The sequence below is a fragment of the Acidobacteriota bacterium genome (assembly GCA_016196065.1).
GTDB lineage: Bacteria > Acidobacteriota > Terriglobia > Terriglobales > Acidobacteriaceae > Acidiflorens.
The window spans coordinates 1,319,056-1,343,697 of record JACPYL010000010.1; the positions used below are offsets into that span (position 1 = coordinate 1,319,056).

The window sequence follows — 24,642 nt, forward strand, 5'->3', positions numbered from 1 at the left end:
CTTACGAGGGTAAGAATGAAACTCAGACTTGTTTTTGCGATCTTCGTTGTTGCCATCTCGGCTTTTGTTTTTGCGCAGAATGCCTCCTATGCAAAGCGTTCCATCACCGAAAAGGACCTCTTTGATTTCGTCTGGGTCGCGAACCCGCAGGTATCTCCTGACGGCTCTCACGTAGCGTTCACACGCGTGGTCGTCGACGAAAAGCGTACCGGGTACGAAACGTCGATCTGGAGCGTTGGAACCTCGGGCAAGGAATCCTCGATCCGCCTGACCAACGGCAAGCATGATGCCCAGCCGCGCTGGTCGCCGGACGGGAAGCGTTTGGCGTTCATTCGCGCCGGTGAAAAAGACGATGCGGGAAAACCGAAACCTGCGCAGATTGCGGTCCTGTCTCTTGCTGGTGGGGAAGCGCGCATCATTACCGACCTTCCCAAAGGCGCGGAGAATCCGATCTGGTCGCCGGACAGCAAGCGCATCGCATTTCTGAGTTCGACTACGCCCGAGGATATCCAGAAGGCTGAAGAGAAGAACGCTGACAAAGCGGCGAAGGTCGGCGAGACAAAAAAAGATGCTGCGCCTGCCGGCATGGACCATGAGTCCGATGTGCACGTGATCAGTCGAGCCGTGTATAGGGACAACGAGGAAGGCTATCTTGATCCCAAACGGCACGAACACATCTGGGTGCTGGATGTTCCCTCGAGCTCGGACGATGCAACCAAGCCCATGCAATTAACCAGCGGAGATTACGACGAGGGCGATCAACGCTGGACCAACGACGGCGCACGAATCTATTTCCTGACGTCGCATGTCGACGAGCCATACTACGAACAGCCCACCACCGACATCTACTCCGTCCCATCGCATGGTGGCGCATCCGAGAAGCTCACGACCATTTCCATGGGCATCGGCGATTTCACCCTCAGTCCGGATGGCCGCCGCGCCGCGTTCCATGGTTCGGTCACCCAGCCGGTGCGATCTTACTCGGAACCGGATTTATGGGTGATGGATCTCACGCCGAATGCACAACCTCGCAATCTCACAGCGAACTACGATTTCGACATGGGAGATTCCGTGTTCGGAGACAATGCCGCCCCGCGCGGCGGCAACGGGCGCAGTCTCCACTGGTCCCCCGACGGCCGTTCGATCTTCGACCTGGGTGCAAAGCAGGGGCGAACCCCGATCGTCCGCGTGGATGTGCACTCCGGCGCCGTCACCGAGATCACCCGTGGCAATCAAGCGGTTTTGGATTATTCGACCTCGCCGGACTCTCGCACTACTGTCGCGCTTGTTTCCACTCCGGTCATGATCGGAGACCTGTTCGCGATCGGGGCCGACGGGAGCCAGGTTCGCCTCACCGATCCGAATAAGAATCTCTGGTCGCAGCTCAACCTGACTGAGCCTGAAGAGATCAACTACAAGAGTTTTGACGGTAGGGATATCCAAGGCTGGATCCAGAAGCCGCCGGATTTTGATTCAAACAAGAAATATCCGCTCATCCTCAATATCCACGGCGGTCCGCACGCTGCTTACGGTTGGGTGTTCAATCACGAGTTTCAGTGGATGGCCGCGAAAGGCTATGTAGTCCTCTACGTGAATCCGCGTGGCTCGACCAGCTACGGTCAGGATTTCGGGAACATCATTCAGTACCACTATCCGGGAGACGACCATCGCGACCTGATGATCGGTGTCGACGAGCTTCTGAAGCGCGGCTACGTTGATGCGAAGAAACTCGGAGTTACTGGCGGCAGCGGTGGCGGCGTACTTACAAATTGGGCCGTCACGCATACCGATCGATTTGCCGCCGCGGTGTCGCAGCGTGACATTTCCAACTGGTCATCGTGGTGGTATACCGCGGACTTTACACTCTTCCAGCCCGCCTGGTTCAAAGCGCCGCCCTTCGAAGACCCGGAGGACTACGCCAACCGCTCTGCCATTACCTTCGTGAAAAACATTCACACGCCGATCCTGTTCGTGCTCGGCGAAGTGGATTACCGGACGCCGCAGGATTCTGGCGGCGAACAAATATTCCGTGCACTGAAATACTTGAAGCGCCCCACCGCTATGGTCGTCTTCCCACGCGAGAGCCACGAGTTATCGCGGTCGGGCGAACCCTGGCATCGCATCGAGCGGCTGGATCACATCGTCGGCTGGTTCGATAAATATTTGATGGGAGTACCGCACCCCGAGTACGACGTGCATCCGGAAAAGCAGGCGGTCAAAACGGAATAGACGGTCGACTGCCGGATTTCAACGTGGGTGATTTGCCAGGCGAACAGCGGTGTCTTTTGGATCGCGTGTGCGGTATCCGTTGCCGGCAATGCGCGACGGGTACACAATCTCTTTCGCAGTTTTCAGGCTCATTTCGTATTGCAAGCGCGCTTCGTTCGAAAATCTGGACCGTTGGCCGGGATCTGGTGACTTGCGTGCCTTTTCCGCAGCAATGTCGCCGAGGCCAGCGTATGCGTCGGCAGCGGCAATGATTGCCGGAATATCGTGGCGTTCAACGGAGAAATCAAGCTTGGCAAGGTCGAGTGCTTTTTGGAATTCGGCAGTCGCGTCCTGTGGCTTCCGGAGCGCGAATAGAGTGGTTCCAATCTTGGTATGCACCATTGCCAAATCGCAACGCGCATCGTCATACTTGTCGACATCGCCAGACAGAGCCTTGGCCGCATTCTGATAGTGTCGCAATGCATCGGGCAGCTTATGCATCTGCACTAGAGCTTCTGCCGTCCAAGATTCCATGGTACCCATACCGGGGCCGGTATCGGCTTCCATGTGTAGACCGATATAGCACTTCATGCTTCGTTGCAGTAGAGGTAATCCAGTTGCAGGCTGACCATTTGCGGTCAGCGCCCGACCTTCTTCGAAATCGAATCCGCACATATCGGACTGCAGCATTGTGTTTTTGGGGTCGAGTGCGACGAGTCGTGCAGTGCTTTCGCGGGCGCGACGAAAGTCGGCTAGGGCTCCCCCAGAATCACCACCCATCAAATTGATTTGCCCCCGGCGCAACTGCGAGGCAGCGAGTTCCCGTGTCATGGACGAATTATCGCCTTCTTTCAGCAGGGCCTCGAAGAGAGTGATGCCCTGATTCAGGTACTGGTTCGCTCGTTCCCGGTCTGCGAAGCGGCCCATTTGGTAGCCTAACGCAATGTTCGCGTGTGCCACACTTTGCCGGATCCCCTTGAATTCGGGATTTGTCCGCAAAATATCCTGGCGGAGATCGAGGTACTGCTGGAAGTTATCGATTGCTTTGAGTCGTTCCCCATTCGCGTCCTGAACTGACGCCAGGATCTGGAGTTCAAGCGATCGCTCGTTTCGAACTTCCGGCTTGGTTGCGTCCGTTTGCATCAGCGGTGTGGTGATTGCCAGCGCCTGGTCAATCTCCTGAGGGCCAGTGTGCTCGAAGATGTCGGTGAATGCCCTTCGCCGGTAGGCCATCGCAAGATTCAGTTGGTCTGTAGTGTTGCGGGGGTTTGCTTTCGCTACAGCTTCGAACAGTCCTATCGACTTTTTGATGCTGACTTCGGCGGCGCTGACCTGTCCGAGATTCGATTGCGATGTGTCGCCCTGCACCGCAGACAAGCGTTGATATCCCCATGCCAGTTCGCGCTGCAGGTCGACGTCGCCGGCTGCATCGTGCTCGAGTTTGTCGAGGTATTCCACGGCGCGATCCAGCAACAGTTTGCGCGACGGAGTCGCTCCCGGAAGATCCTGGATGGAATCGTGAATTTCAAAGATCAGGGAATTGGCCAGCTTGCGCACGTCATTGAAGCGCTTCTCCGCGCGCTCCCGCTCGGAGCGGGCAATCTCTGCTTGTTGACGCGCGATGCGGGCAGCGCGCACCGTTGCTCCAATACCTACCATCACCGCGAGCAGGACAACCGCACTGGCTACCACGCTTGCTTTGTGGCGAAGTACAAATTTTCCCGCACGATATCGCCACGAGCTTTTTGTCGCCGACACGGGCAAGGCTTCCAGGTGGCGCCGAACGTCCTCAGCAAACTGCTCTACCGAGGCATAGCGCCGTTGCGGTTCCTTGCGCAAAGCCATCAGGACGATGTTGTCGAGATCGCCCGCCAGTCGCCGTTGCAACTTGACCGGGGTCCCTTCGCGCGACCTGCTCATCAACTCGGCCGTTACTTGTTCGACCTGATCGCCATTGCGCACCGTGGATGGCTTGAGCACCGCCGTGCTCGGCTTCCCCGGATCCGTGCCGCACACGGCTTGAGCCAATAGGTGGGGACTCCGCGTGTCTCCGGAATACGGCGAGCGCCCCGTCAGTATCTGATAGAGAACTACCCCGAGGGAGTACACATCCGAAGCGGTCGTGATGGGCTCGCCGCGAATCTGCTCGGGACTCGCATACTCGGGAGTCATAGATCGCGCGATCGTGGTCTCGGTGCGCTCTCCGGTAGGATCCAGAATCTTGGCGATTCCGAAATCCAATAGCTTGGGGACGCCTTCTTTCGTCACGAGAATATTGCTCGGCTTGATATCGCGATGAATGACGAGTCGCTGATGCGCGAATTGCACGGCGCTACACACCTGTCGAAATAGTTTCAATCGGTCCGTGATCGGCAAGCTGAGTTCATCGCAGTAAAGGTCGATGCGCACGCCTTCGATCAACTCCATGACCAGGTAGGGCACTCCGTCTTCCGTGGTGCCTCCATCGAGCAGTCGCGCGATGTTGGGATGATCGAGGGAGGCGAGAATCTGGCGCTCATTGCGGAATCGTTCTTGTACGAATGCAGAATCGAATCCGCCGCGTACCAGCTTGACGGCCACTTCCTTGGTGTACTGACCATCCGCGCGGACAGCACGATAAACCTCGCCCATCCCGCCGTGACCAATTTCCTCGATGATCTGATAGACGCCGATCCGGCGGCCCGTTCGCGTGGGCATCGAAGGGAACGATGCCTTTAGATCGACGGCCGGCTTCTTGAGAAAACCAGTGCCCGCCTCTTCGTGAGAGGAGAGCAGGGAATGGATCTCGCGGAGCAGTTCGGAATCGCCCTCGCACGCACGATCCAGAAAGGACGAACGCTGGTCGGGATCGAGTGCAATTGCTTCCTCCAGTAATTGCTTGACTCGTTGCCAGCGCTCGGAGTTCATGCCGGCGATTCTCCCGTCATGGCGCGGTACAACCATGCTCGCGCCGTGACCCAGTCGCGCTTTACGGTCGCGGGGGATATCCGCAGAGCCTCGGCGGTGTCTTCTATGGTCAGGCCACCGAAGAAGCGGAGTTCCACAATCCGGCTCTGCTGATCATCCAACTCCGCAAGTTCGGTCAAAGCCTTGTCGAGTTGCACGACGTCGACGTCGAGTTGCTGAGGTAGTGCGATCGACTCGTCCAGCGTGAGCGTGCAAACGTTGCCGCCCCGCTTGGCGGCCCCTCGGCCGCGCGCGTATTCGACCAGAATTTGCCGCATGACCCGTGCCGCGATACCGAAAAAGTGGGCCCGGTTCTGCCATTGGGGAGGGTTCTGTCCCGCCAGCCGGATATACGCCTCGTGCACCAAGGCTGTGCTTTGCAGAGTGTGGTCGCCCCGTTCCTGACTCAAATAGTGATGCGCAAGGCGGCGCAGCTCCTGATAGACGAGCGGCATCAGTGCTTCGAGGGCTTCGCGATCACCTTCGCGCCAACGAACGAGTAACTCCGTAACTTGATTGGGATGGTCCAGATGCACAAGATTTCGAGCTCAGCGGAACGGGGGACCGTCCACTATGTTTGGGGAAGCATATCTTCTGTTTATCATTATGTCAATGAATTGAAAATACAGGGGTTAGAGTCAGATGCCGCGCCCACGTGGGGAAGTGGCGTCAGACATTGTTGCCTCCATTGAGAGATGGTACGAGTTTTTGTGAGCCACTTTTTTCTTAGTTCTCGCATTACTAGCTAAGGAAGCGGGCGTCAGGTACCCACAGACCGCGAACGCTTTCCCAAGATTGGCAGGGTGGTTCTAGGGGAGGGCTGCCCTCGCCATCGTTCGATTGTCCGGCGAACAAAAATCACACAGCCTCAAGCGCCGAACGACGGATTCAGTCGAAATATTTTCTAAAGAGACTTTCCCATGAAACGTTTTCGCGCGCCCGCGCACAACTAGACTCCAGGAGGAAACATGCTTCGCAGAATCGTTAAACGGTTTGTTCTCATTCTCACCGTTCTTACACTCGCGCTCTTCGCAACCGGTATCGCCAACGCACAGGCCGGACTCACGATTGGACTTGCACCCGGCACCGATCCGAACGGCGAACCGACCTACACCGCTAGTGTTGGCAACACCAGCCTCGCCAACATTCCACTTCTGACGGTCACATACACATTGCCGGTTGGCGAACTTCCGATTTCGCCGTCTCCCAGCGGAGGCTGCCTCTTTACACCGGGACCGTTTCATCTGACTGCGGTCTGCACGTTTTCGAACCTCGGTTCGAATCAATCGCATGACTTCGTTATCGCAGTGCATCCGGTGGATACTGCGCCGCAGGATGTCACAGCACTTGCGCACGCTCCAGGTTTTGACGATGTGAGCGCCTTCGTTACCAGCCAGATCACGGGAGTTGGACTCACCGAAATGCAGGTCACCATGAGTTCCACAAACCCGGGGAAAGTCGGAGAAGCGCTGGTCTATAACGTGACCGTGGTCAACATTCAGGACGACGACGCCCGGAATGTATTCGCCATCCTTGCTTTGCCGAAAGGCACGACTTTTGTTTCGGCGACCAAGGGGTGTACGCACGGCGTCCTCGTTACCTGCAAACTCGGTCAAATGAGCCCAGGGACCGGCAAGACGGTCACCATCACCGTGCTGCCTACCGTGTCTGGATGGGCACAGGCCACCGCCGGAGTTCGACTCACCACTCCTGATCGTGACTTCACCAACAACAGTTCTGCCAACAGCATCTGGATCAACCCGTAACTAAGAGGAGCATAGTCATGAAAAAGAGAGTATTTAGGAGCATCCTTGGTACATTGTTGCTGGCTGGGCTCCCCTCGCTTGGTCAAGATTATGTCCCGCGGTCTTTGCCCTCCCTGGGGGGAGGGCATACCGCTGGCTCTGCCCTGAACTCCAAAGGAGACGTGGCGGGCGCTAGCCTTACTTCTGGCAACGTGAGCCATACCTTCTTTTGGTCCCGTTCCGGGGGGATCGTTGATCTTAATCTTGCGATCGGCCAGCCAGTCCTTGTGACAGGCCTCAATGCCAGCGGCACGATTGCCGGCATAGCATCCCAGCACGCGGTTGTGTGGAGTGCTAACGACGGCCTGCAGGACCTTGGAACATTTGGCGGGCCCACCAGTATCGTGGACGGCATCAACGACTTGGGGCAAGTCGTTGGATGTGCGGATACCGGCGCAGGTGCACGTAATGCTTTTGTGGGGTTCTCGGGGTCAGGAATTCAGGACATTGATCCGGATATCAACGATACGAGCTGTGCTTTCGCGGTTAGCAGCAATGGAAACGTGACAGGCCAGATCGGCGATGGAAAGGGCGGTAGCGATACTTTCATTTGGAGCCCACTGGGTGGGTTGCAACTCACTGGCCTCGGCAATCAGGTACATCCTTTCTCCATCAACGATTCTGGGGCGATCACTGGCTACTACCAAACTCCTACGGGACTAAATGCCTTCTTCTGGACCGTAAACGGAGGGCTTGAGGATCTGGGAGTTGGAGTGGGGACGTCGGTGAACAAGTTCGGCCAGGTTCTCGGCGACGACTTGTCGGGGAGACCGTTTCTTTGGACACATGCTGGCGGTCGGCACCTGGTGCCGCAACTGGTACACGGTTGGTCCGCAGTTGCGATCAATGACGCAGGCCAGATTCTGGTTCGGGCGAGCGCAAGGAGTCGTGTCCTGACCCCGGCGGTGAAGATCTCGCTCACATCGTCGGCGAATCCTTCTCAGGTCGGGCAAAGCGTCACCTTCACTGCGAACGCCGCATCCGTGCAAGGCGCTCCCCCTGACGGAGAACTGATTGTGTTCAAGGTCAGCAACAAGGTCCTGGCGAAGGTGCCGCTGGTTGCAGGAAGCGCAAGCGTCACAACCTCGACGATCAAGGCGGGTACTCACAAGGTCACGGCGCAATATGTTGGTGACGTGAACTACTTTGCCAGCAAATCTGCGCCGCTAAACCAGATCGTAAATCCGTAAATTGGTGGTTAATCCCCTCATCGCCGGACCGGGTGAGGGGGTTTGTTGAAATCAACCTACGCGTTGGACGGATACAGAGCGCAGGCCTTCCTTGCGTTGCAGACGACCTTTCCGCCGCGCACTGCATCATAGCGGCAATATGGTTGGACCCAATTTCCCCAATCCGAATCCGCCGTCGCCCGAGCCCACGATTCCGCCCATTCAAGAACCGCCTGATGATCCGCAGGTGCCGCGATCTCCAGTGATCGACCCGGATGATCCGTCGGTGCCGAATCAAATCTAGATATCGCAGCGAAGCTATTTACTACTCGTCGGCCTCGGGCATACCATTTCCTGTCCGGAGGTTTCCATGTCCGAGAAGCGCAATTCTTCCCGCCGCGATTTCCTGAAACAATCCAGCGTCCTCGGTGCTGCCGTTGTCACGAGCGGTGTAACCAGTACCACTACTCGCGTGCTTCCCCCGTTACCCGCTAATCCCGTTACCGAGAAAGCGATGCCCACGCGCAACCTTGGACGCACTGGTTATCGCGTAGGCATCTTTAGCCTGGGTGGGCAGGCCGCGATCGAGCAGCCCAACAACGAAGCGGTCGCAGTGCCCATCATCGAGCGCGCCATTGATCTCGGCGTCAACTACATTGATACGGCGGCGATGTATGGCGGAGAACAACGCTGGAGCCAGCGTTACATCGGCGAGGTCATGAAGCGCCGCCGGAACCAGGTATATCTGGCATCGAAGACCCACGACCGCACTCGTGACGGTTCCTTGAAGTTGATCGAACAGTCCCTGAAGTTGCTCAATACCGATCACCTGGACGCATGGCAGCTGCATCACATCGACAATCAGAACGATGTTGACACCATCTTCGCGAAAGGCGGCGCCATCGAAGCCTTCCAGCAAATGAAGGAACAGAAGGTGGTCCGCTACCTCGGAGTGACCGGACACACCGATCCCAATTTTCTGATTCAGTGCGTGGAGCGTTTTCCGTTTGATCAGATCCTGATGGCGCTGAATGCTGCCGACAAACATCACCTGAGTTTCATGGAGAAACTTCTCCCGCTCGCGGTGGAAAAGCAGATGGGGATCATCGGGATGAAGATTCCCGCCCGCGGCCGGATTCTCTCCAGTTGGAAGCCGGAAGGCCCGCAAGGAGGCTGGACGGGCACTGCGAAAGGTCCCGGGACGCTGGCGATGAAAGAGGCTCTTTACTACGTGCTGTCACTCCCGGTCAGCACCGTCATCATTGGCTGCGACACGATTGCCCAGCTCGAAGAAAATGTGCGACTGGCACGAGACTTTACGCCGCTGAGCGAAAACCAACTTGCTTCGCTCGCCGAAAAGGCGGAGCCGGTCGCGCGGCAAGCGCTCTTCTTCCGGCGCTGGTCGTAAGAACGGGCTGGGAGCTGACGGTCAGAAGTAGGCTGATTCGATCTGGACCTCATCCTTTCGCGATTTGAAGAAAAGGATGGGGTCTTTTTTCGTTAACGCAAGTGGAAAGCCCCGATTCGCCCCGAGCAGGTCGCTGCTTTTTCTCCTTCTGTCTTACAAGCAAGTCGCGTCAACGGTCTTGTCGGCGCCCACTGAGGCCCCTCAGTTGTTGCTCGCAAGATGTTGAAAAAACAAGACCATTATCGGGAACAAGAAAGTCACCTAACGGGGACGAGCCATCCATTGTCCATTTGCATGATCAGCGGCAAAGTGCACCCAGTTCTCTGAGGGCACGCTCTCAGAAACCAAACCCAAAAAATCTTTCAGGAGAAATGATCATGACAAAAACACTCTCTCTCGTAGTTACCCTACTGGCTCTGATGGCCCTGACCTCATTGGCTTCGGCGCAAGCCACCACCGTTTGCCAGTCGACATTCACGGCTGGTGCGGGACTCTTTGACTTCAAGTTTTGCGTGACGGGAAACGGCAACATCTCTCAGTACGCGACCCCAAGTGCAATCGAGCACATCGGCACGGGCAGTGAAGGGTATGGCATCTGCGATGTCGCCAGCGGTGTCGAGTACGCGGACTATGCGGGCGGGGGCGCTACCTTCAATTGGCTTAACTCGGTGGTGACGCAGCCGAATGGACCGAACACCTTCCCCTTGACAGTGTTTCGCACGACATCTGACGGGCTCTGGCAAATCAGGCAGACATTCACTCGCGATGTGCCCAGCCGCGCGGTGAAAATCCAAATGGAACTGATCAACCAGACGGCTGTGTCCAAGAGTGCTTATCTGGTGCGTTTTGCGGATGTCGACGTCGAGGGCGGGAAGAGCAACTTGTTCCAGAGTACGGCGTTCTCGGCGTTCGGGTCGAATTTCCTGGGAGTCGGGATCCAGTTGCGTGACAGCGCGAAAGCGCACCCGTTGTCACTCGTCCAGAATGTCCCTGCTGGTGTGCATCCCTGTAACTACACCGGCAGCATGTCGACGGGTGCATTCACGGGAAACGGCTCCCTGGCGATTGCCTACATCTTGACGGTTCCCAAGAACGGCAAGAAAACAGTGACCGCCGTCTATCGGCCGATCTAACTTTCCGCATCGAGCATTTCGCAAAAACTAAAGACCGCCAGCATTTGCGCTGGCGGTCTTCCTGCTGATCCGGAGGGTTGGTGTGGTTACTTCTTGTCTTCCGTCTTGGCCTTCTCCTGGATCGACATCAACTCAACTTCGAAGATCAGCGTCGCATTCGGACCAATATCGCCGCCCGCTCCGCGCTCTCCATAGGCAAGTGACGAAGGAATGAAGAGTTGCCACTTCGATCCTGCCGGCATGAGTTGGAGAGCTTCCGTCCAGCCCTTGATGACACCGTTGACAGGGAAAGTGGCTGGCTGGCCGCGTTTGTAGGAGCTGTCAAATTCTTTGCCGTTAATCAGTGTTCCTCTGTAATTGCAGACGACCGAATCGGTGGCCGACGGCTTGGGACCGGTGCCTGCGGTGAGGATCTTGTATTGCAGCCCGCTGGGCAGCGCTGTCACGCCTTCTTTGCCTTTGTTCGCTTCCAGAAATGAGTCGCCTTCTTTTTTATTCGCTTCGCCGGTCACTTGCATCTTCTCCATTTGCTTCTTTCGTAGTTCGGTTTGAACTTCCGTTAGCGCTGCCTGTGCTTCCGCTTCGGTCAGCAGAGTCTTGCCGCCGGCCATGGCTGCTCGAATCCCCTGGGCGACGAGGTTCGGATCCACATCGACGGCTTGCTTATGGAAGTTCGCGCCCAGATTCATTCCCAGGGCGTAGCTGAACTTTTCTTTCGTCGTCTTCAGGGTAGTTACGCCGGCGCCTTTGCTGGCCGCCGCACCGGGGGCCTTTGCAGTGGGCTTGGCCGGAGCAGCCTTGGCTGGCGGTGTTTTCGCTGTTTTCGCGGCTGGAGCCGTCTTAGCCTTGGCTGCCGGGGCTGGTTCAGTTTTCGCGGCCGGAGTTTCCTGCGCCTGCGCACTGCCAAGGAGCAGGATTCCCGCCGCCAATATCGGTACTGCCATCGTGAAATTTCGCATGGCTATATTGTCCCATTGCCTGTGCCGCAGCGCAAAGTGACGCTACATGGACATCTTTGATTGAGGTAAGAGGTCCCAAACCCGCCAGAATTCATTCATTGCAGACGGCGTTCCCAACGAGATGCGAATGTGGTGAGTCAGGGGAGGGAAGTGTCTTCCGATGCGGATCTTGTCTTTGAGGAAATGCGCGATGACGTCGTCGGCCGGTTGGTGCGCATCCATCATGACGAAGTTTGTGTGGGAGTCGATCGGCTTCAACATGCGTGCCATTGCCTGATTGAAGAATTCCTGCCGATCGTCCCGGTTTCGTTTCGCAAAAAGCTGGACGCTCTCCGTATCGGCCAACGATGCCCGACCTGCCGCCACTGCGGTGCAATTCACGTCAACATCGGTGAGGTACGTCCGCATTTTCTCGGCCAGGCGATGATCCATGACTGCGTACCCCAGGCGGAGGCCTGCGATCCCGTGGATTTTGGAGAATGTCCGCATGACGATCATTCGCTCGTTATTGACGGGGCGATCCAGAAACGAAACATATCGAGCTGACGCATTTACATAATGGTGGTACGCCTCATCGACCAGCACGCAGACGGATGGCGGCAGCTTGCTCAGAAACCCTTCGATGTCGACGCGAGGAGTGATGCTGGCTGTTGGATTGTTGGGATTGCATAGATACACGAGTGTGACCGTGTCATCGATCCGCGCCAGCATCGCGTCGAGATCATGCGCGAAGGTTGGAGTGAGCGGCACGGTGACAACTTCCGCTCCGATTGCGCGCGAATACATTGCCAGATCCTCAAACGTGGGTGACGCTGTGATGACTCTTTTGCCGGGACCAAGCAGCGCCGCCGCGCACACGCGCAAGATGTCCGTCGAACCACAGCCGAGCACGATCTGGTTGCTATCGACTTTGTGAGAACGGGCGATGTCCTGGGTGAGGGCATCGTATTCGCGAAATGGGTAGCGGTTCGCCCGGCTGAGCGACTCTTGCACCGCGGATACAACCTTCGCGGAAGGTCCATAGACATTCTCGTTGCTGTCGAGTAGCAGAAATCCTTCTGCATCTCTCTCGGGGCGAGCGGTTATAGCCGATACGCCTGCCAGCGCCTTGCCTGACCATGTGCTCAGCGAACCTGCAACTGTCCCTGCCGTGAGCGTGCGGAGAAATCCCCTGCGCGAAAACGCCATATTGCCTCCCTGCCATGAATGGATGATTGTGCCCCGCATCACATCCACCGGACAATATCGTCAGAGGCGCGGGTGTCTGAAGCTTGGAGGAGAGTCGGGATGAGCGCGAATCGCGCGGCGCTCATCCCGCAGAGTTTTACTGTACCGTGAGCGCCAGTTGGCCCGTCTTCGAGAGTTGACCACTGGTTCCGATTACTTTCAGCCTGTGCAAACTACGTCCCGCCTTGCCGTCCACGTTCACAGTCAGTGTGGACGTCCCGGAGGGACCGACTACGGGCGGATTCAGACTCATGGTAATGTGCGTGCCCGAGACCCTACCCGCAAGGCTGACGTTCCCCTGAAACCCCTTCAATGGTGTGATTGTGACTGTGTACGTTGAAGTGGAGTTCCGTGTGACCGTTTGTGACGCGGGCGTTATCGTCACTGTGAAGCTTCCCGCGACAGTGCTCACAACCAGCGTTGCATTGGTGGTGTGCGTGATCGCGCCACTCACTGCGTTGATCGTAAAAGGATAAGACCCGGGTGCTACGGTGTTGCCGACCACGACATTCAGAGTGGAATCTCCTCCGGTCAGCGTCGGTACGCTGAAAGTTGCTGTTGTGCCTGGAGGCAATCCGTTGACTCCCAGATGGACAGTGCCGGTAAATCCATTTTGCGGTGTGACGGTCGCTGTGTACGTCGTACTGCCTCCCGGCGGAACCTGTTGCGATGCCGGGGCCACGCCCAGTGAGAAATCGGATGACAGCACCTGGACCCAGTTTGCCAACGACGGCACACCAGCAGAATTCACCAGGAACAGCAAATAGTATCCCGGAGGCGCGAGGTTGCCATTTGCCGGAGCGTTCACCAGCAGCGTGCCGTTGCCCTGATCGGTGAAGTTCAAGCCAACCATGCGCTGATCCATGTCGAAAGCGTGCGTAACCGCGCCCGCTTTGATCAGTGCGATCGAACTGATGTTGCTTGCGTCCGGAGTACTGACCGCGATGGCTGACCCGTAGGCTGCGGTTGCGGGAGCGTCCCCGATCGTCGGCCGCACGGCTGGTATAACGTGGCCTTGTCCGTCATTGGTAAAAAGATAGGCTGGTTGATAGATTTCAATCTTCTGTTCGTAAGTACCGCGCGCAGGATTGCCGCCGGCAACCCAGACGGTTCCATCCGGCAACAACAATGATACGGAATGATAGAGCCGCGCAAAACCGTTTGCGCCCGCCGATGAAAACGTATTGCTGACCGGGTCGTATAAATCTGCATTCAAACTGGCGGAACTGACCTGCTCGTCATTCAGCGATCCGCCAAGCGCCAGTACCTTGCCGCTGGGCAGGATGGTTGCGTCCATTTCGATGCGCGGCTGGCTCATGCTCGGTCCGAAATTCCATGTGAGCGTTGGTTGGGACAGATCAATGATCTCGGTCGTGGCGGTGGAGGGACTGGCGCCACCCATGATCATCACGCTTGGCGTGTAGTTGTTCGCCGGCGTCAGCGGCAGCAGGACCGTTGTTCCGTAACCACGAGACCCGCCATATTTGGTGTGCGCGACATTTTGTGCCCATGTCTGCGCAATTGGATCGAAGAGCGCGGAACCGGCCCCCGGTCCCGAATAGAAGACTTTGCCGCTAGGAAGCAAGGTCATGCGCGGATAGAGAGGGGGCGTCCACGGAGCATTCACTGGTGAAGACCAACCGCCGTCTGCCGTGAAGAATTGCACTGCCGGTGTCGTACCACCGTTGATGTCGAGTCCGGAGAAAGCCATCACGCGGCCATCGCCCATGACAGTTGCGGTGGGATACCAACGCCCGACAGCCATCGGCTGAACGTTGCTGAAACTATTTGTCACAAGGTCGTAGACGGCGGTCCGGGTCTCGCCATGAAACGGGTCATATTGCAACGTGCCACCTACGATCAGGGGCCGCCCATCGGGCAAAATCACCATACCGTTGCAGAACATGTCCCAGGAGATCGGTTGGGTCGTGACCAATCCGGTGGCTGGATCAAACAGCCCCGCCTGGTAGTTGGTATTGCCCGCCACATTTCCGGATCCGGACACGATCAAGACCTTGTTGTTGTGGAGCATCGCAACGTGCACAGGATTGATGGGCATCAAATCCGGTAGCGTCGTCCACTGGCCAAACTTGTCGGCCTGCGCAGCGACGTGAACGGTTGCGAAGACGGCAAACAGAAACATCCCAACGAGCCGGGAGGCTCGCGCAACGATGTGGCGCATCGCAGATTCCTTGTACCCAGGAGATTTAAAGGATTTCCCTTGAGCCCGGGGAAGGCCCAAAACTGCATGAGTATCGCCTGCCTGATGGACGAAGTCAAGGCTTTGCAGTCGGGGAAGCGATGTTATTTAAGTATCTATTAATGAATGTATTACAATCGAACTATCACTTTAAACTTGATGTCGTAAGATTCCATTCTCGAGCTTCGGCTCGCCCTTCTAACGCACCACGCCTTCGAGCGGCGAACTGGCGGTAGCGTAGAGCTTTTTCGGCATCCGTCCCGCGAGATAGGCTTGGCGCCCAGCAAGCACGGCATTTTTCATTGCCTCGGCCATGAGCACCGGTTCCTGTGCGGCTGCAATACCGGTATTCATCAAGACCGCGTCATAGCCCAACTCCATGGCAATCGCGGCGTCGGAAGCGGTGCCTACGCCCGCATCGACGATGAGCGGGACTCCCGTAATCAACTCCCGGAGAATACGCAGATTGGCGGCATTCTGAATTCCTAACCCACTGCCGATGGGTGCTCCCAATGGCATGACGGCCGAGGCTCCCGCGTCGACCAGCCGTTTTGCAAACACGATGTCATCGGACGTGTACGCCAACACCGTGAAGCCTTCCTTCACCAGCACCTGGGTCGCTTCAAGCGTCGCTTGGACGTCGGGGAAGAGAGTGGCCTGATCGCCGATCACTTCCAGCTTGACCCAGTCTGAAAGTCCAACTTCGCGTGCCAGGCGGGCGGTACGGATAGTTTCATCCGCCGTGTAACAGCCTGCCGTGTTGGGCAAAAGAAAGTATTTCTTGGGATCGATGTAATCGAGGAGAGATTCCTTGGTGCGATCCAGGTTCACACGCCGCACGGCGACGGTGACCATATCTGCGCCACTGGCTTCGAGTGCGCGCGCATTTTCCTGAAAGGAGCGGTACTTGCCAGTGCCGACAATGAGCCGGGAACGGAACTCGCGTCCTGCAATGATCAGTGGGTCTGTCATGAGACTATTGTAAAGCGATGGAACGCGCTCTGCCACGCCTTGCCACGGCCAAGTACTTTCCCCACTACAATGTTGCTGTCTCGTCGAGGCTGATGCGAATTTCTCTCCTCATTCCGTGGCTGCTGAGTTGGTGCTTGGCCGGAACGGTGGTTGCACAGGACGGCGCTCTCGATCTGCAGCAAGCCCTCACGGCGGCCGATCTGGGCAATCTCGAACTGCGAGCAGTTCGACAGCAGCGCGCGGTTGCATTGGCCGGTCTGAAAATCGCGGGCCAGATTCCGAATCCAACAATCAGTTTCGCTGCGGCGCGTGATCTGCCCCACGAGAGTCTGATGTGGGACCAGCCTCTTGAAATCGGCGGCCAGCGCGGCAAGAGAAGAGCGCTCGCGTCTGAAGAACAGAAGACGACAGAGATTGATATCGCATTACTGGCCCGGCAGATTCGCCAACGTACGCGCGATGGTTTCTATCGTGTACTCCTGACCCGCGCCCAATCGGAACAGTCGAAGACTGCATTAAGCCTGGCGGCTCGTATCGCGGAAGTTGTCCGTCAACGTTTTGAGGCAGGAGATGTGGCGCAGTTGGAAGTCATCCAGGCCGAGGTGGAGGCTGCGCGCGCCTCCGCGGACTACGATGCGGCGCTCCAGACGCAGAAAATCGCCGATGCACAGCTGGCGGCATTGTTGAATCGACCGCTGGACCAAGCCCTAAGTCTTCGTGGACGGCTGGATGAATTGCCCAAGCCAGAGTCACTGGTGGCTTTGACTGAAAAAGCCCTCAACTCGAATGGCGACGTCCTGCGAACCACGCAGGAATTGGCGACGGAAGAGCGCCGACTTGGGTTAGCGAAGGCTCTTCGCATCCCGAATGTTGATCTGCAGGCGGGTGTTGATCTAAACGCGCCGCCGGACTTCAATGTTGGTCCGCGGGGACAGATTGCAGTCGCACTGCCGCTATTCAATCGAGGACAAGGAGAGGTCGCACTATCCAATGCGAAACTCGAACTGTTGCGATTTTCCCTGCAAGCGCAGCGCACCAATGCGTCCGTGCAGGTGATTGCTGCGTATTACGACTACGCCGCCAAGTCTGGACAGAGCACACAGTATGGACAGCGCATCGTGCCGCAGACCGTGAAGCTCGAAGAAATGGCAGAAGACAGTTACCGATCGGGCAAGAGCAATCTCCTCACCCTGATCGATGCGCAGCGCCGGTTGAGCGAGACGCGCAAGACTTATTTGGATAGTCTGTTTTCCGTGCAAAGCTCGTTTTCTGTTCTCGAGGAAGTGGTGGGAGCCCCGCTTGACTAAGAATCGTTTCCTTTCGCGAACCGGAGTTGCCGTAGCGATCTGCGCGACGCTGCTGTCAATGAGTTGTAGCAAGAAGGATCCTGCGACCGAGGCTGCAATTGTGCCGGAGGTCACGGTCACGGTTGTCCACAAGGCTCCTCTGAACGATAGTTTGCGAGTGAGCGGGAATCTGTCGGCATTGCCGAATCGTGACGCGAAGGTCTCCGCTGTCGTGCCGGGACGCATCGCGGAAGTGCTGGTGGCGGAAGGAGCGCAGGTTCAGGCAAATCAAGAACTGGCGAAACTCGATAACCCGTCCCTGCACGACCAGATGCGGCAGGCGGAAGCCGCGGTCGCACAAGCCAAAGCCAACGTCGAGAATGCCCGCGTGTCTGCGGAACGTGTTGCAGGACTATTTGAGCGTGGCATCGCAGCCCGGAAGGAAATTGAAGATGCGCGAACTCTGTTGGCGGTCAACGAGTCGCTTCTGAAAAATGCCGAGGCGGCGCTCTCGGCCGCGCAGACGCAGGTTGCAAGATCGGTGCTGCGCGCGCCTTTTGCAGGCACCGTCGTCCACCGTTTCCTGGGAGTGGGCGAACAAGTGGATGGGACCAGCAACCAACCGGTCGTGGAAGTCGCTCAAATTGATCCGCTCGAACTGTTGGGCACGGTACCAGGCTCGCGCCTTTCCACGATCAAGGCGAATGTCGATCTCAGCTTTCAGACTCCAGAAGTTCCCGGTGTTACATTCCAGGCAAAAGTAGCCGACGTGCTTCCCGCGGTCGATCCGGCGACGGGCAACGGAACGGTGCGGATTCGAATCAAGAACAGCCGCAATCTGCTCAAGTTGGGAATGTTTATCTCGATCGACCTACCGGTCTCTGAGAGCGCTCATGTTCTGGTGATCCCCCGCCAGGCTGTGTATCCCGACGAAGCAGGTGAGCCTCATGTCTATAAAGTGAGTGGTGAGGATGCTGCGTTCGTGCCTGTCAAGGTAGGCACGCAGACAAAAGATCAGGTGCAGATTCTGGACGGGATTCAGGAGGGCGAGACCATCATCCTGGCTGGCGGCTACGGTCTTCCGGAAAAGGCCAAAGTACGCGTGAAGCCATGAACTTTGTCCGCTGGTGTCGACAGAACAGCCGCGCGGTATTTCTGATGGTTGCGGCGCTGACGCTTGCCGGATTGGTGGCGTTGGTTCAACTACCCAGCAATATCTATCCTGAACTGAATTTTCCGCGCATTGTTGTTCTCGTACACGCAGGCGACCTCTCGCCGGACAACACACTTCTCACGGTCACGCGTCCGATCGAAGAACAGGTCAGCACCGTATTGGGAGTACGACGCGTACGTTCGCGGACGATTCGTGGGGGCGCTGAGATTTCGGTCCTGTTCAGCCAGGGCATGGACATGCAGCAGGCGCTGCAACTGGTGCAAGCCCGCGTGAACGAAACGCGGTCGTCCATGCCAGCGGAAACCGAGATTGAAGTCGAACGCGTCACGCCTGCTGTCTTTCCAATTCTGAGCCTGGTGTTGAATGGGAACGTCCCGGACGTCGACCTGCGGGACTTTGCGGTTTACAACTTAAAGCCCTATTTCAGCCGCGTGCCCGGCGTCGGCCGCGTCGAAGTCGATGCCTCCGACGTCCGCGAAGTGTCGGTGATTGTGGATCCGCAGAAAGCACTCGCGCACCGTCTGAGCTTGCCGGATATTGCCGAGCGCTTGCGAGTCAGCAACAACGTGAACAGCGTCGGGCGACTGGACAGCAATTACCAGCAGTTTCTCGTCCTGACCAATTCCCAGTTCAAGAGTGCCGAGGACGTCGGCAACGTGGTCATCGGCGGCGATCCACAGAGCCCCGTCCGGTTGAGAGATATCGCCGTAGTTCGTGAGGACGTGCAGGATCGAAAAGTCCTGGTGACGGGCAATGGTCGCCCGGCTGCGGTCATCAACGTCACCCGCCAGATTGGCGGAAATATTGTCACCATCTCGGACGAGGTAAAGGCGCTGGCGTTCGAAAGTCGCAATGTCATCCCGTCGGCCCTGCACATTTCTACGGTCTACGACCTGGCGGAATTTGTGAAAGAGTCGATTGCCAGCGTTCGGGATGCCGTCATCCTGGGCGGATTTCTTGCGATTGCCATCCTTTTTGTATTCCTCCGGCAGATTCGGATCACCGTGGTTGCCGCCATCACTCTTCCCCTGACCGTGGTGGCAACTTTCTTCTTCGTGAAGTTGCTCGGGGGCACCCTCAATCTGATGTCTCTGGGCGGGCTCGCCGTCGCCATTGGACTCGTGATCGACGACTCGGTGGTTGTGGTTGAGAATATCTATCGCCACCTCGGCGCCGGGGAGGATATCCGCCATGCTGTGGACAAGGGAACGTCCGAACTGATTGGACCGGTGGTGGGCTCCACGCTCACCACGGTGGTGGTGTTTTTACCGCTTGGCTATTTGAAGGGAACCGTCGGCGATTTTTTTTCAGCTCTTTCCCTCACGCTGTGTGCGTCCGTTCTACTGTCCCTATTGTTCTCGCTTACGCTGATTCCGTTACTGGCAGAAAATTTGTTGGCCAATTCGCACTTTCGCGAGTCGTCGTCGCGCTTTATCGAGCCAGTAAACCGGTTCTACGAGAAAGGAATCCGCTGGGCCTTAGGCCATAAGAGGTTGGTTGGTCTCGCCGTAGTAGCGCTGATCACGTTCCCGGTACTCTCTTATTTTCGTTTGAGCACCGGGTTCCTTCCGGAGATGGACGAAGGCGGATTTGTGGTTGACTATCTCACTCCCGCCGGAACTTCGTTATCACAGACCAATGCCCTCGCACATCAACTGGAACAGAAGGTAGCCGGCCTGCCTGAGATGTCGGCGTTCTCGCGTCGCACTGGAGCGGAGCTTGGGCTGTTCGCCACGGAGCAAAATAAGGGCGATATTCTCGTCAAACTCAACCCGCGATCGGAGCGCAACAGGAGCGCCGAAGAGGTAATTGAAGATCTACGCGGCCAGATCAGCCGCAGCATTTCTGGAGTCGACACCGAATTCATCCAGTTGCTCCAGGACATGCTCGGTGACCTGGAAGGATCCCCGGAGCCGGTCGAGATCAAACTTTTCGGCAGCAACGCCGATGAGCTGAATCGGATCGCCGACGATCTTGCACCGAAGATCCAGAAAATCGCTGGCATCGTCGACTTCAAAGGACCGCGTCGCGGCAATCCGGAATTGGTCATCAATGTCGATCCCGCACGCACCGCCCACGTCGGCCTTACAGTCGATCAAGTTTCTCTTCAAATACAGGATGGCCTTCTGGGGGCCAACGCCACCGAATTGCGCCAAGCCGATCGTTTCGTTCCGGTTCGCGTGCGCTATCCCGACGAGTTCCGTTTCCAGGAACAGAATATCCGGCATTTCCCAATCCTTACGCCCGCCAAGCAGATTGTTCCTTTGGAATCGCTGGCGACCATCGCCAAGGACCGTGGTCAGAATGAGTTGCTGCGCGAGAACCAGCGTTTGATGGTGACCCTTACGGGCCGACTGGAGAATCGTGACCTGGGGAGCGCAATTTCAGATGTCAAGAAAGTTCTCGCCGCCACGAGCTTTCCGGTTGGCTACATTTACGAAATTGGCGGCCAATACGAAAGCCAGCAAAGTTCGTTTCGCGAGTTGCTGTTCGTGTTGGCCTTGGCCCTGGCGGCCGTGTTCGCCGTGCTGGTGATTCAGTTTCGCGCCTTCACTCCCGCGCTGGTAATTATCTCGGCTGCGCCGCTCTCGATGGCCGGTGTGTTTCTGCTGCTGCTGATCACTGGGACACCTCTCAATGTTTCGTCCTTCATGGGAATCATCCTGATGGTGGGCCTGGTCGTTAAGAATGGCATCATCCTGTTCGAATACTTCGAACATCTTCACGGATCACTTACCGTCACCGAAGCGCTCGTGCAAGCAGGGAGAATCCGCGTGCGCCCCATCCTCATGACTACCTTGTGCACGCTATTCGGCCTCTTACCGCTGGCGTTGGGAATTGGCTCGGGAGCGGAACTGCAAAAGCCACTTGCGATCGCTGTGATTGGGGGACTGAGTCTGTCGATGTTGGTGACGCTGGTGATTATGCCGGTCCTATATGCCACCGTGCGGCGGCAGCGTTCGTAAAAGGGAGGGAACGGTACGGCCCATCCTCGAATCAACCGCGATTAGGCTTGTTCAAACAGCGGGTGCGGCGTAAAGGATCGGGGACACTCGAGTTCGAGCCTGAGCAAGTCCTTCGATTGGTAGGTATATTCCTCGCCGCAATCGTCACAACGCACGATCAACGAGCCGTCAATTGGTGGTGGGGGGAGAAATGCGTCAGTCTCAGCCAGCGGAATTTTGTGCTCAAAAAAGAGGTTTTGCTTCTTGTGGAACCGGTGATTCTTGCAGCGGACAACCCAGAAATACTCTGACTCAGGCATTTGATTACCCCCGTAACCAAGCCAGCGTGGGGCCGCCGGTAGCGTAGTATCGCTCGATTGTGCCTGCTTTTGCTAGTTATCTCTGGGTTGAATTGTAAAAAGATTGTCTCCTGATTCCCTAAACAGGACCGGCATCGGCTTCGCTGTACATCGTATCGATCATGGCTTGGTAGCGTTCTTCAATCCCTCGGCGGCGCACCTTCATGGTATGGGTAAGAGTGCCGTCGGAGGCGGAAAACTCCTCGGGGACGAGCAATACTCGTTTGAGTTTTTCAAAGCGCGCCAGGTCTTTGTTTACTTCTTCGATAATACCGTCGTAAAGTGCCTGCACTTTGCCGGACGCAACCAATTCTGCTTTCGACGAGAAAGCCACCTTGTTGGCGCGCGCCCAATCTTCGAGAACAGGGAAGTGCGGCGAGATCAATACTGCTGGAAACTTGCGCCGGTCTCCGAGCACCACCGCTGTCCCCACCAGCGGATTCAACTTGAGCAAATTTTCGATCGGCTGTGGTGCAATAAATTTTCCGCCCGAGGTCTTGATCAGATCTTTCTTGCGGTCGGTAATCGACAAATACCCATCGCTGTCGAGATTTCCGATATCGCCCGTCTTGAACCATCCGTCGACAAATGCATCATGAGTATCCTGTGGGCGATTCCAGTAGCCCTGAAAGATGGACGGTCCGCGAACCAGAACTTCGCCGTCGTCTGCGATGCGGACCTGTACGTTAGGAAGCGGTTTGCCGACCGTGCCAATCTTGTGTGCAAGCGGAGTATTTACGGCAATGACCGGCGATGTTTCCGTGAGCCCGTAGCCCTCATGAATACGAATGCCAATGTTGGCGTACCATTCCGCAAGTTCGCGGCCCAGCGGCGCGCCTCCGGAGATAAACAGATCTGCTTTACCACCCATGCCTGCTCGCACTTTCGAAAACAAGAGACTATTTGCGATCGACCAGTCGAGCGATTGGGGCTGAGCTCCTCGCAGCGTCTCGTCGCGATGTTTGTGTCCTACCGCCAGCGCCCAACGATAGATGGCGCTCTTGGGGAAGTCCGTAGTCTTGAGAATGACCTGTCTCCGGATCTTCTCGTAGACCCGCGGCACCCCGACAAAGACCAGGGGCTGAACCTCCCCAAGAGCTTGCTCCAGATTGGCCATGTCCGGACAATAAGCGAGCGCAACTCCCCGATACAGCATCGAGAAATCGACATGCCGTGCCGTAACGTGCGAGAGTGGCAGGAACGAAATGCTCACTGCGTTGTCGCCCAGTGCAAAGCCGTCCAGAGAGCAGGCGATGTTCGACGCCATGTTGCCGTGCGTGAGCATCGCTCCCTTGGAGTTGCCGGTCGTGCCCGATGTATAGATGATCGTGGCCAGATCGTCCGGCAGGAGAGAGCGGGCGCGCGCGTCAAAATCCCGATCAGCCTCCGTGGGCCCCTTCATCATGAGAGGCTGCATATGGATGGCATGCGCCGTCTCTACCGCATCCATCACCGCTATCCGTTCGACAGGCGTTTGAGACTGGATCGCCAGAACTTTTGCAAGCTGTGCGGCAGTGGAAACTGCGATAACCCGTGCTCCGCTGTCATTGAGGATGAAAGCAGTTTGTTCGGCAGTTTGCGTGGAGTAGATCGGTACCGTGACTGCGCCCAGGCTGAGGATGGCGAAATCTGTCATCGTCCATTCCGGACGATTCTCACTCAGGATGGCGACTCGATCGCCTTTGCGAATTCCCCATGACTCAAGCGCTCGAGCCATGCCGACCACATTGCGATAGAGTTCGGTGGATGAGATGGGGATCCATCCGAGGGCTTTCCGCTCCATCATGACGCGGTCGCGAGCCTGGTTGGAGACTGCCAGCAAGATGTCGTTGAGAGTTTGGAGGCTCATCCCGAGAAACGCGTTCCCGCAGACATTGTACAGAGCCATGGGAACAACGAACCGTAAAACCGCTCAGCAGTTCAATTCAGCGCTCTCGTGGGGGTTCCGCGCATACAAACGACAAATTGCTTTGCCTCTCTTTGCGACTCAGGGTAGCCTAAGCACAGTGTGGAGGTGCGCAAGGATGAAGCGAAAGTCCGTAGTGAAACTATTGAGCGCTGGATTGATGGCGGCGGCGGCCATTCTTTCCCCAGGACTCGCGCCGCAACTGCGAGCCGACGATAAACAGCCCGCGCCGATGAAACTAAAAGTCGGCGATACGGCGCCCGATTTCAAACTGCACTACTTCGACGGAAACGATCTGAAAGAAGTTTCCCTGAGCCAGTATCGCGGCAAGAAGAACGTCGTGTTGGCGTTCTATATATTTGCGTTCACCGGTGGTTGAACCGCGCAAATGAAGGCTTTCCAGCAGAATTTGCAGAAGCTGGAAGCCACTGACACCCAGGTTCTGGGTGTAAGCATGGATAGCGCCTTCGCCAACAAAGCCTTCGCCGACTCCATCGGCGTGACCTTCCCGCTACTGAGCGACTGGGGAGGAGACATCACCCGCCAATACGGCATCTACCTGGACAAATACAAAGCGCCGCGCAGGATTAATTTTCTGATCGGCAAAGACGGGAAGATTCTGGAAGAGCAACTGGACGACTCCGCCATCGATCCAACGAAAATTGTGGATGCGTGCGAGCGCAAGAAACTGAATCGATAATCTGGTTTCGGACTATTTCTCGTCCACTCGCCGCCGGTGGACGAGAAATAATCGCGTCTTAACTGGCATGGAAGTTTGACCCCCCACTCCCCCGCTGATATGATTTTTATGCGGGGTGGAGCAGCCTGGTAGCTCGTTGGGCTCATAACCCAAAGGTCGGAGGTTCAAATCCTCTCCCCGCAACCAAAACCCTCCACGATCGTCTCCCCGCAAGTCGCCTAGAGTATTTGAGTTGGGAGCGTTCC

At 56.9% G+C, this 24,642-nt stretch carries 17 protein-coding genes and 1 tRNA gene; 11 read left to right on the top strand and 7 right to left on the bottom strand.

What is annotated here, in order from left to right; genetic code table 11:
* Positions 1-15 precede the first annotated feature (15 nt).
* Positions 16-2,229 carry a S9 family peptidase gene (locus tag HY010_08780; GenBank protein MBI3475814.1) on the top strand — a complete coding sequence of 738 codons (2,214 nt, stop codon included), beginning with the start codon at positions 16-18 and terminating at the stop codon, positions 2,227-2,229.
* Between the two features lie 18 nt (positions 2,230-2,247).
* Here the strand turns inward: HY010_08780 and HY010_08785 are convergent, their stop codons facing one another.
* Both HY010_08785 and HY010_08790 read right to left on the bottom strand, forming a co-directional pair.
* Positions 2,248-5,115 carry a protein kinase gene (locus tag HY010_08785; GenBank protein MBI3475815.1) on the bottom strand — a complete coding sequence of 956 codons (2,868 nt, stop codon included), beginning with the start codon at positions 5,113-5,115 and terminating at the stop codon, positions 2,248-2,250.
* Positions 5,112-5,684: a sigma-70 family RNA polymerase sigma factor gene (locus tag HY010_08790; protein ID MBI3475816.1), complete on the bottom strand. Its 573-nt coding sequence runs from the start codon at positions 5,682-5,684 to the stop codon at positions 5,112-5,114. Before HY010_08790 ends, HY010_08785 begins: the two co-directional genes overlap by 4 nt.
* Before the next feature lie 438 nt (positions 5,685-6,122).
* Here HY010_08790 and HY010_08795 point away from each other — a divergent pair, with 438 nt between their 5' ends.
* The 4 genes from HY010_08795 to HY010_08810 all read left to right on the top strand — a co-directional run bounded on the left by HY010_08795 (position 6,123) and on the right by HY010_08810 (position 10,669).
* Positions 6,123-6,920, top strand: coding sequence for a DUF11 domain-containing protein (locus HY010_08795; GenBank protein MBI3475817.1), 798 nt, complete (start codon positions 6,123-6,125; stop codon positions 6,918-6,920).
* A 266-nt stretch (positions 6,921-7,186) separates the two neighbouring features.
* Positions 7,187-8,149, top strand: a complete 963-nt coding sequence (locus tag HY010_08800) for an Ig-like domain repeat protein (GenBank protein MBI3475818.1) — start codon at positions 7,187-7,189, stop codon at positions 8,147-8,149.
* A 349-nt stretch (positions 8,150-8,498) separates the two neighbouring features.
* On the top strand, positions 8,499-9,536 hold the full coding sequence (locus HY010_08805; protein MBI3475819.1) for an aldo/keto reductase: 1,038 nt from the start codon (positions 8,499-8,501) through the stop codon (positions 9,534-9,536).
* 377 nt (positions 9,537-9,913) lie between these two features.
* Complete coding sequence (locus tag HY010_08810; protein MBI3475820.1) at positions 9,914-10,669, top strand: hypothetical protein; 756 nt, start codon at positions 9,914-9,916, stop codon at positions 10,667-10,669.
* Between the two features lie 86 nt (positions 10,670-10,755).
* On the opposite strand, the gene HY010_08815 is transcribed toward HY010_08810, so the two are convergent.
* The 4 genes from HY010_08815 to HY010_08830 all read right to left on the bottom strand — a co-directional run bounded on the left by HY010_08815 (position 10,756) and on the right by HY010_08830 (position 16,027).
* Positions 10,756-11,613 carry an FKBP-type peptidyl-prolyl cis-trans isomerase gene (locus HY010_08815; GenBank protein ID MBI3475821.1) on the bottom strand — a complete coding sequence of 286 codons (858 nt, stop codon included), beginning with the start codon at positions 11,611-11,613 and terminating at the stop codon, positions 10,756-10,758.
* Between the two features lie 57 nt (positions 11,614-11,670).
* Positions 11,671-12,816, bottom strand: coding sequence for a histidinol-phosphate aminotransferase family protein (locus tag HY010_08820; protein ID MBI3475822.1), 1,146 nt, complete (start codon positions 12,814-12,816; stop codon positions 11,671-11,673).
* Positions 12,817-12,952: 136 nt separating this feature from the next.
* The gene (locus HY010_08825; GenBank protein ID MBI3475823.1) at positions 12,953-15,037 is read right to left on the bottom strand and encodes a DUF1929 domain-containing protein; all 2,085 of its coding nucleotides are present in this window, start codon (positions 15,035-15,037) and stop codon (positions 12,953-12,955) included.
* Between the two features lie 216 nt (positions 15,038-15,253).
* Positions 15,254-16,027 carry a thiazole synthase gene (locus tag HY010_08830; protein ID MBI3475824.1) on the bottom strand — a complete coding sequence of 258 codons (774 nt, stop codon included), beginning with the start codon at positions 16,025-16,027 and terminating at the stop codon, positions 15,254-15,256.
* A 17-nt stretch (positions 16,028-16,044) separates the two neighbouring features.
* Between HY010_08830 and HY010_08835 the strand changes: the two genes are divergently transcribed.
* Genes HY010_08835 through HY010_08845 form a run of 3 tightly spaced genes read left to right on the top strand, consistent with a single transcriptional unit; the run spans position 16,045 to position 21,453 of the window.
* Complete coding sequence (locus HY010_08835; protein MBI3475825.1) at positions 16,045-17,334, top strand: TolC family protein; 1,290 nt, start codon at positions 16,045-16,047, stop codon at positions 17,332-17,334.
* The gene (locus HY010_08840; protein ID MBI3475826.1) at positions 17,327-18,427 is read left to right on the top strand and encodes an efflux RND transporter periplasmic adaptor subunit; all 1,101 of its coding nucleotides are present in this window, start codon (positions 17,327-17,329) and stop codon (positions 18,425-18,427) included. The genes HY010_08835 and HY010_08840 overlap by 8 nt, the downstream gene beginning before the upstream one ends.
* The gene (locus HY010_08845; protein ID MBI3475827.1) at positions 18,424-21,453 is read left to right on the top strand and encodes an efflux RND transporter permease subunit; all 3,030 of its coding nucleotides are present in this window, start codon (positions 18,424-18,426) and stop codon (positions 21,451-21,453) included. Before HY010_08840 ends, HY010_08845 begins: the two co-directional genes overlap by 4 nt.
* Before the next feature lie 417 nt (positions 21,454-21,870).
* On the opposite strand, the gene HY010_08850 is transcribed toward HY010_08845, so the two are convergent.
* Complete coding sequence (locus HY010_08850; GenBank protein MBI3475828.1) at positions 21,871-23,640, bottom strand: long-chain fatty acid--CoA ligase; 1,770 nt, start codon at positions 23,638-23,640, stop codon at positions 21,871-21,873.
* A 175-nt stretch (positions 23,641-23,815) separates the two neighbouring features.
* On the opposite strand from HY010_08850, the gene HY010_08855 reads away from it, so the two are divergent.
* The 3 genes from HY010_08855 to HY010_08865 all read left to right on the top strand — a co-directional run bounded on the left by HY010_08855 (position 23,816) and on the right by HY010_08865 (position 24,583).
* Positions 23,816-24,076: a redoxin domain-containing protein gene (locus HY010_08855; GenBank protein MBI3475829.1), complete on the top strand. Its 261-nt coding sequence runs from the start codon at positions 23,816-23,818 to the stop codon at positions 24,074-24,076.
* 9 nt (positions 24,077-24,085) lie between these two features.
* The gene (locus tag HY010_08860; GenBank protein ID MBI3475830.1) at positions 24,086-24,397 is read left to right on the top strand and encodes a peroxiredoxin family protein; all 312 of its coding nucleotides are present in this window, start codon (positions 24,086-24,088) and stop codon (positions 24,395-24,397) included.
* A 109-nt stretch (positions 24,398-24,506) separates the two neighbouring features.
* Positions 24,507-24,583 (top strand) — tRNA-Met (locus tag HY010_08865).
* The last annotated feature ends 59 nt before the right edge of the window (positions 24,584-24,642 follow it).

Bases quoted from the DNA above. Each gene is read 5' to 3' on its own strand.
- HY010_08780 (MBI3475814.1), top strand. From the start codon at position 16: ATGAAACTCAGACTTGTTTTTGCGATCTTCGTTGTTGCCATCTCGGCT.
- HY010_08785 (MBI3475815.1), bottom strand. From the start codon at position 5,115: ATGAACTCCGAGCGCTGGCAACGAGTCAAGCAATTACTGGAGGAAGCA.
- HY010_08795 (MBI3475817.1), top strand. From the start codon at position 6,123: ATGCTTCGCAGAATCGTTAAACGGTTTGTTCTCATTCTCACCGTTCTT.
- HY010_08805 (MBI3475819.1), top strand. From the start codon at position 8,499: ATGTCCGAGAAGCGCAATTCTTCCCGCCGCGATTTCCTGAAACAATCC.
- HY010_08810 (MBI3475820.1), top strand. From the start codon at position 9,914: ATGACAAAAACACTCTCTCTCGTAGTTACCCTACTGGCTCTGATGGCC.
- HY010_08815 (MBI3475821.1), bottom strand. From the start codon at position 11,613: ATGGCAGTACCGATATTGGCGGCGGGAATCCTGCTCCTTGGCAGTGCG.
- HY010_08820 (MBI3475822.1), bottom strand. From the start codon at position 12,816: ATGGCGTTTTCGCGCAGGGGATTTCTCCGCACGCTCACGGCAGGGACA.
- HY010_08825 (MBI3475823.1), bottom strand. From the start codon at position 15,037: ATGCGCCACATCGTTGCGCGAGCCTCCCGGCTCGTTGGGATGTTTCTG.
- HY010_08830 (MBI3475824.1), bottom strand. From the start codon at position 16,027: ATGACAGACCCACTGATCATTGCAGGACGCGAGTTCCGTTCCCGGCTC.
- HY010_08835 (MBI3475825.1), top strand. From the start codon at position 16,045: ATGGAACGCGCTCTGCCACGCCTTGCCACGGCCAAGTACTTTCCCCAC.
- HY010_08845 (MBI3475827.1), top strand. From the start codon at position 18,424: ATGAACTTTGTCCGCTGGTGTCGACAGAACAGCCGCGCGGTATTTCTG.
- HY010_08850 (MBI3475828.1), bottom strand. From the start codon at position 23,640: ATGAGCCTCCAAACTCTCAACGACATCTTGCTGGCAGTCTCCAACCAG.
- HY010_08855 (MBI3475829.1), top strand. From the start codon at position 23,816: ATGAAGCGAAAGTCCGTAGTGAAACTATTGAGCGCTGGATTGATGGCG.
- HY010_08860 (MBI3475830.1), top strand. From the start codon at position 24,086: ATGAAGGCTTTCCAGCAGAATTTGCAGAAGCTGGAAGCCACTGACACC.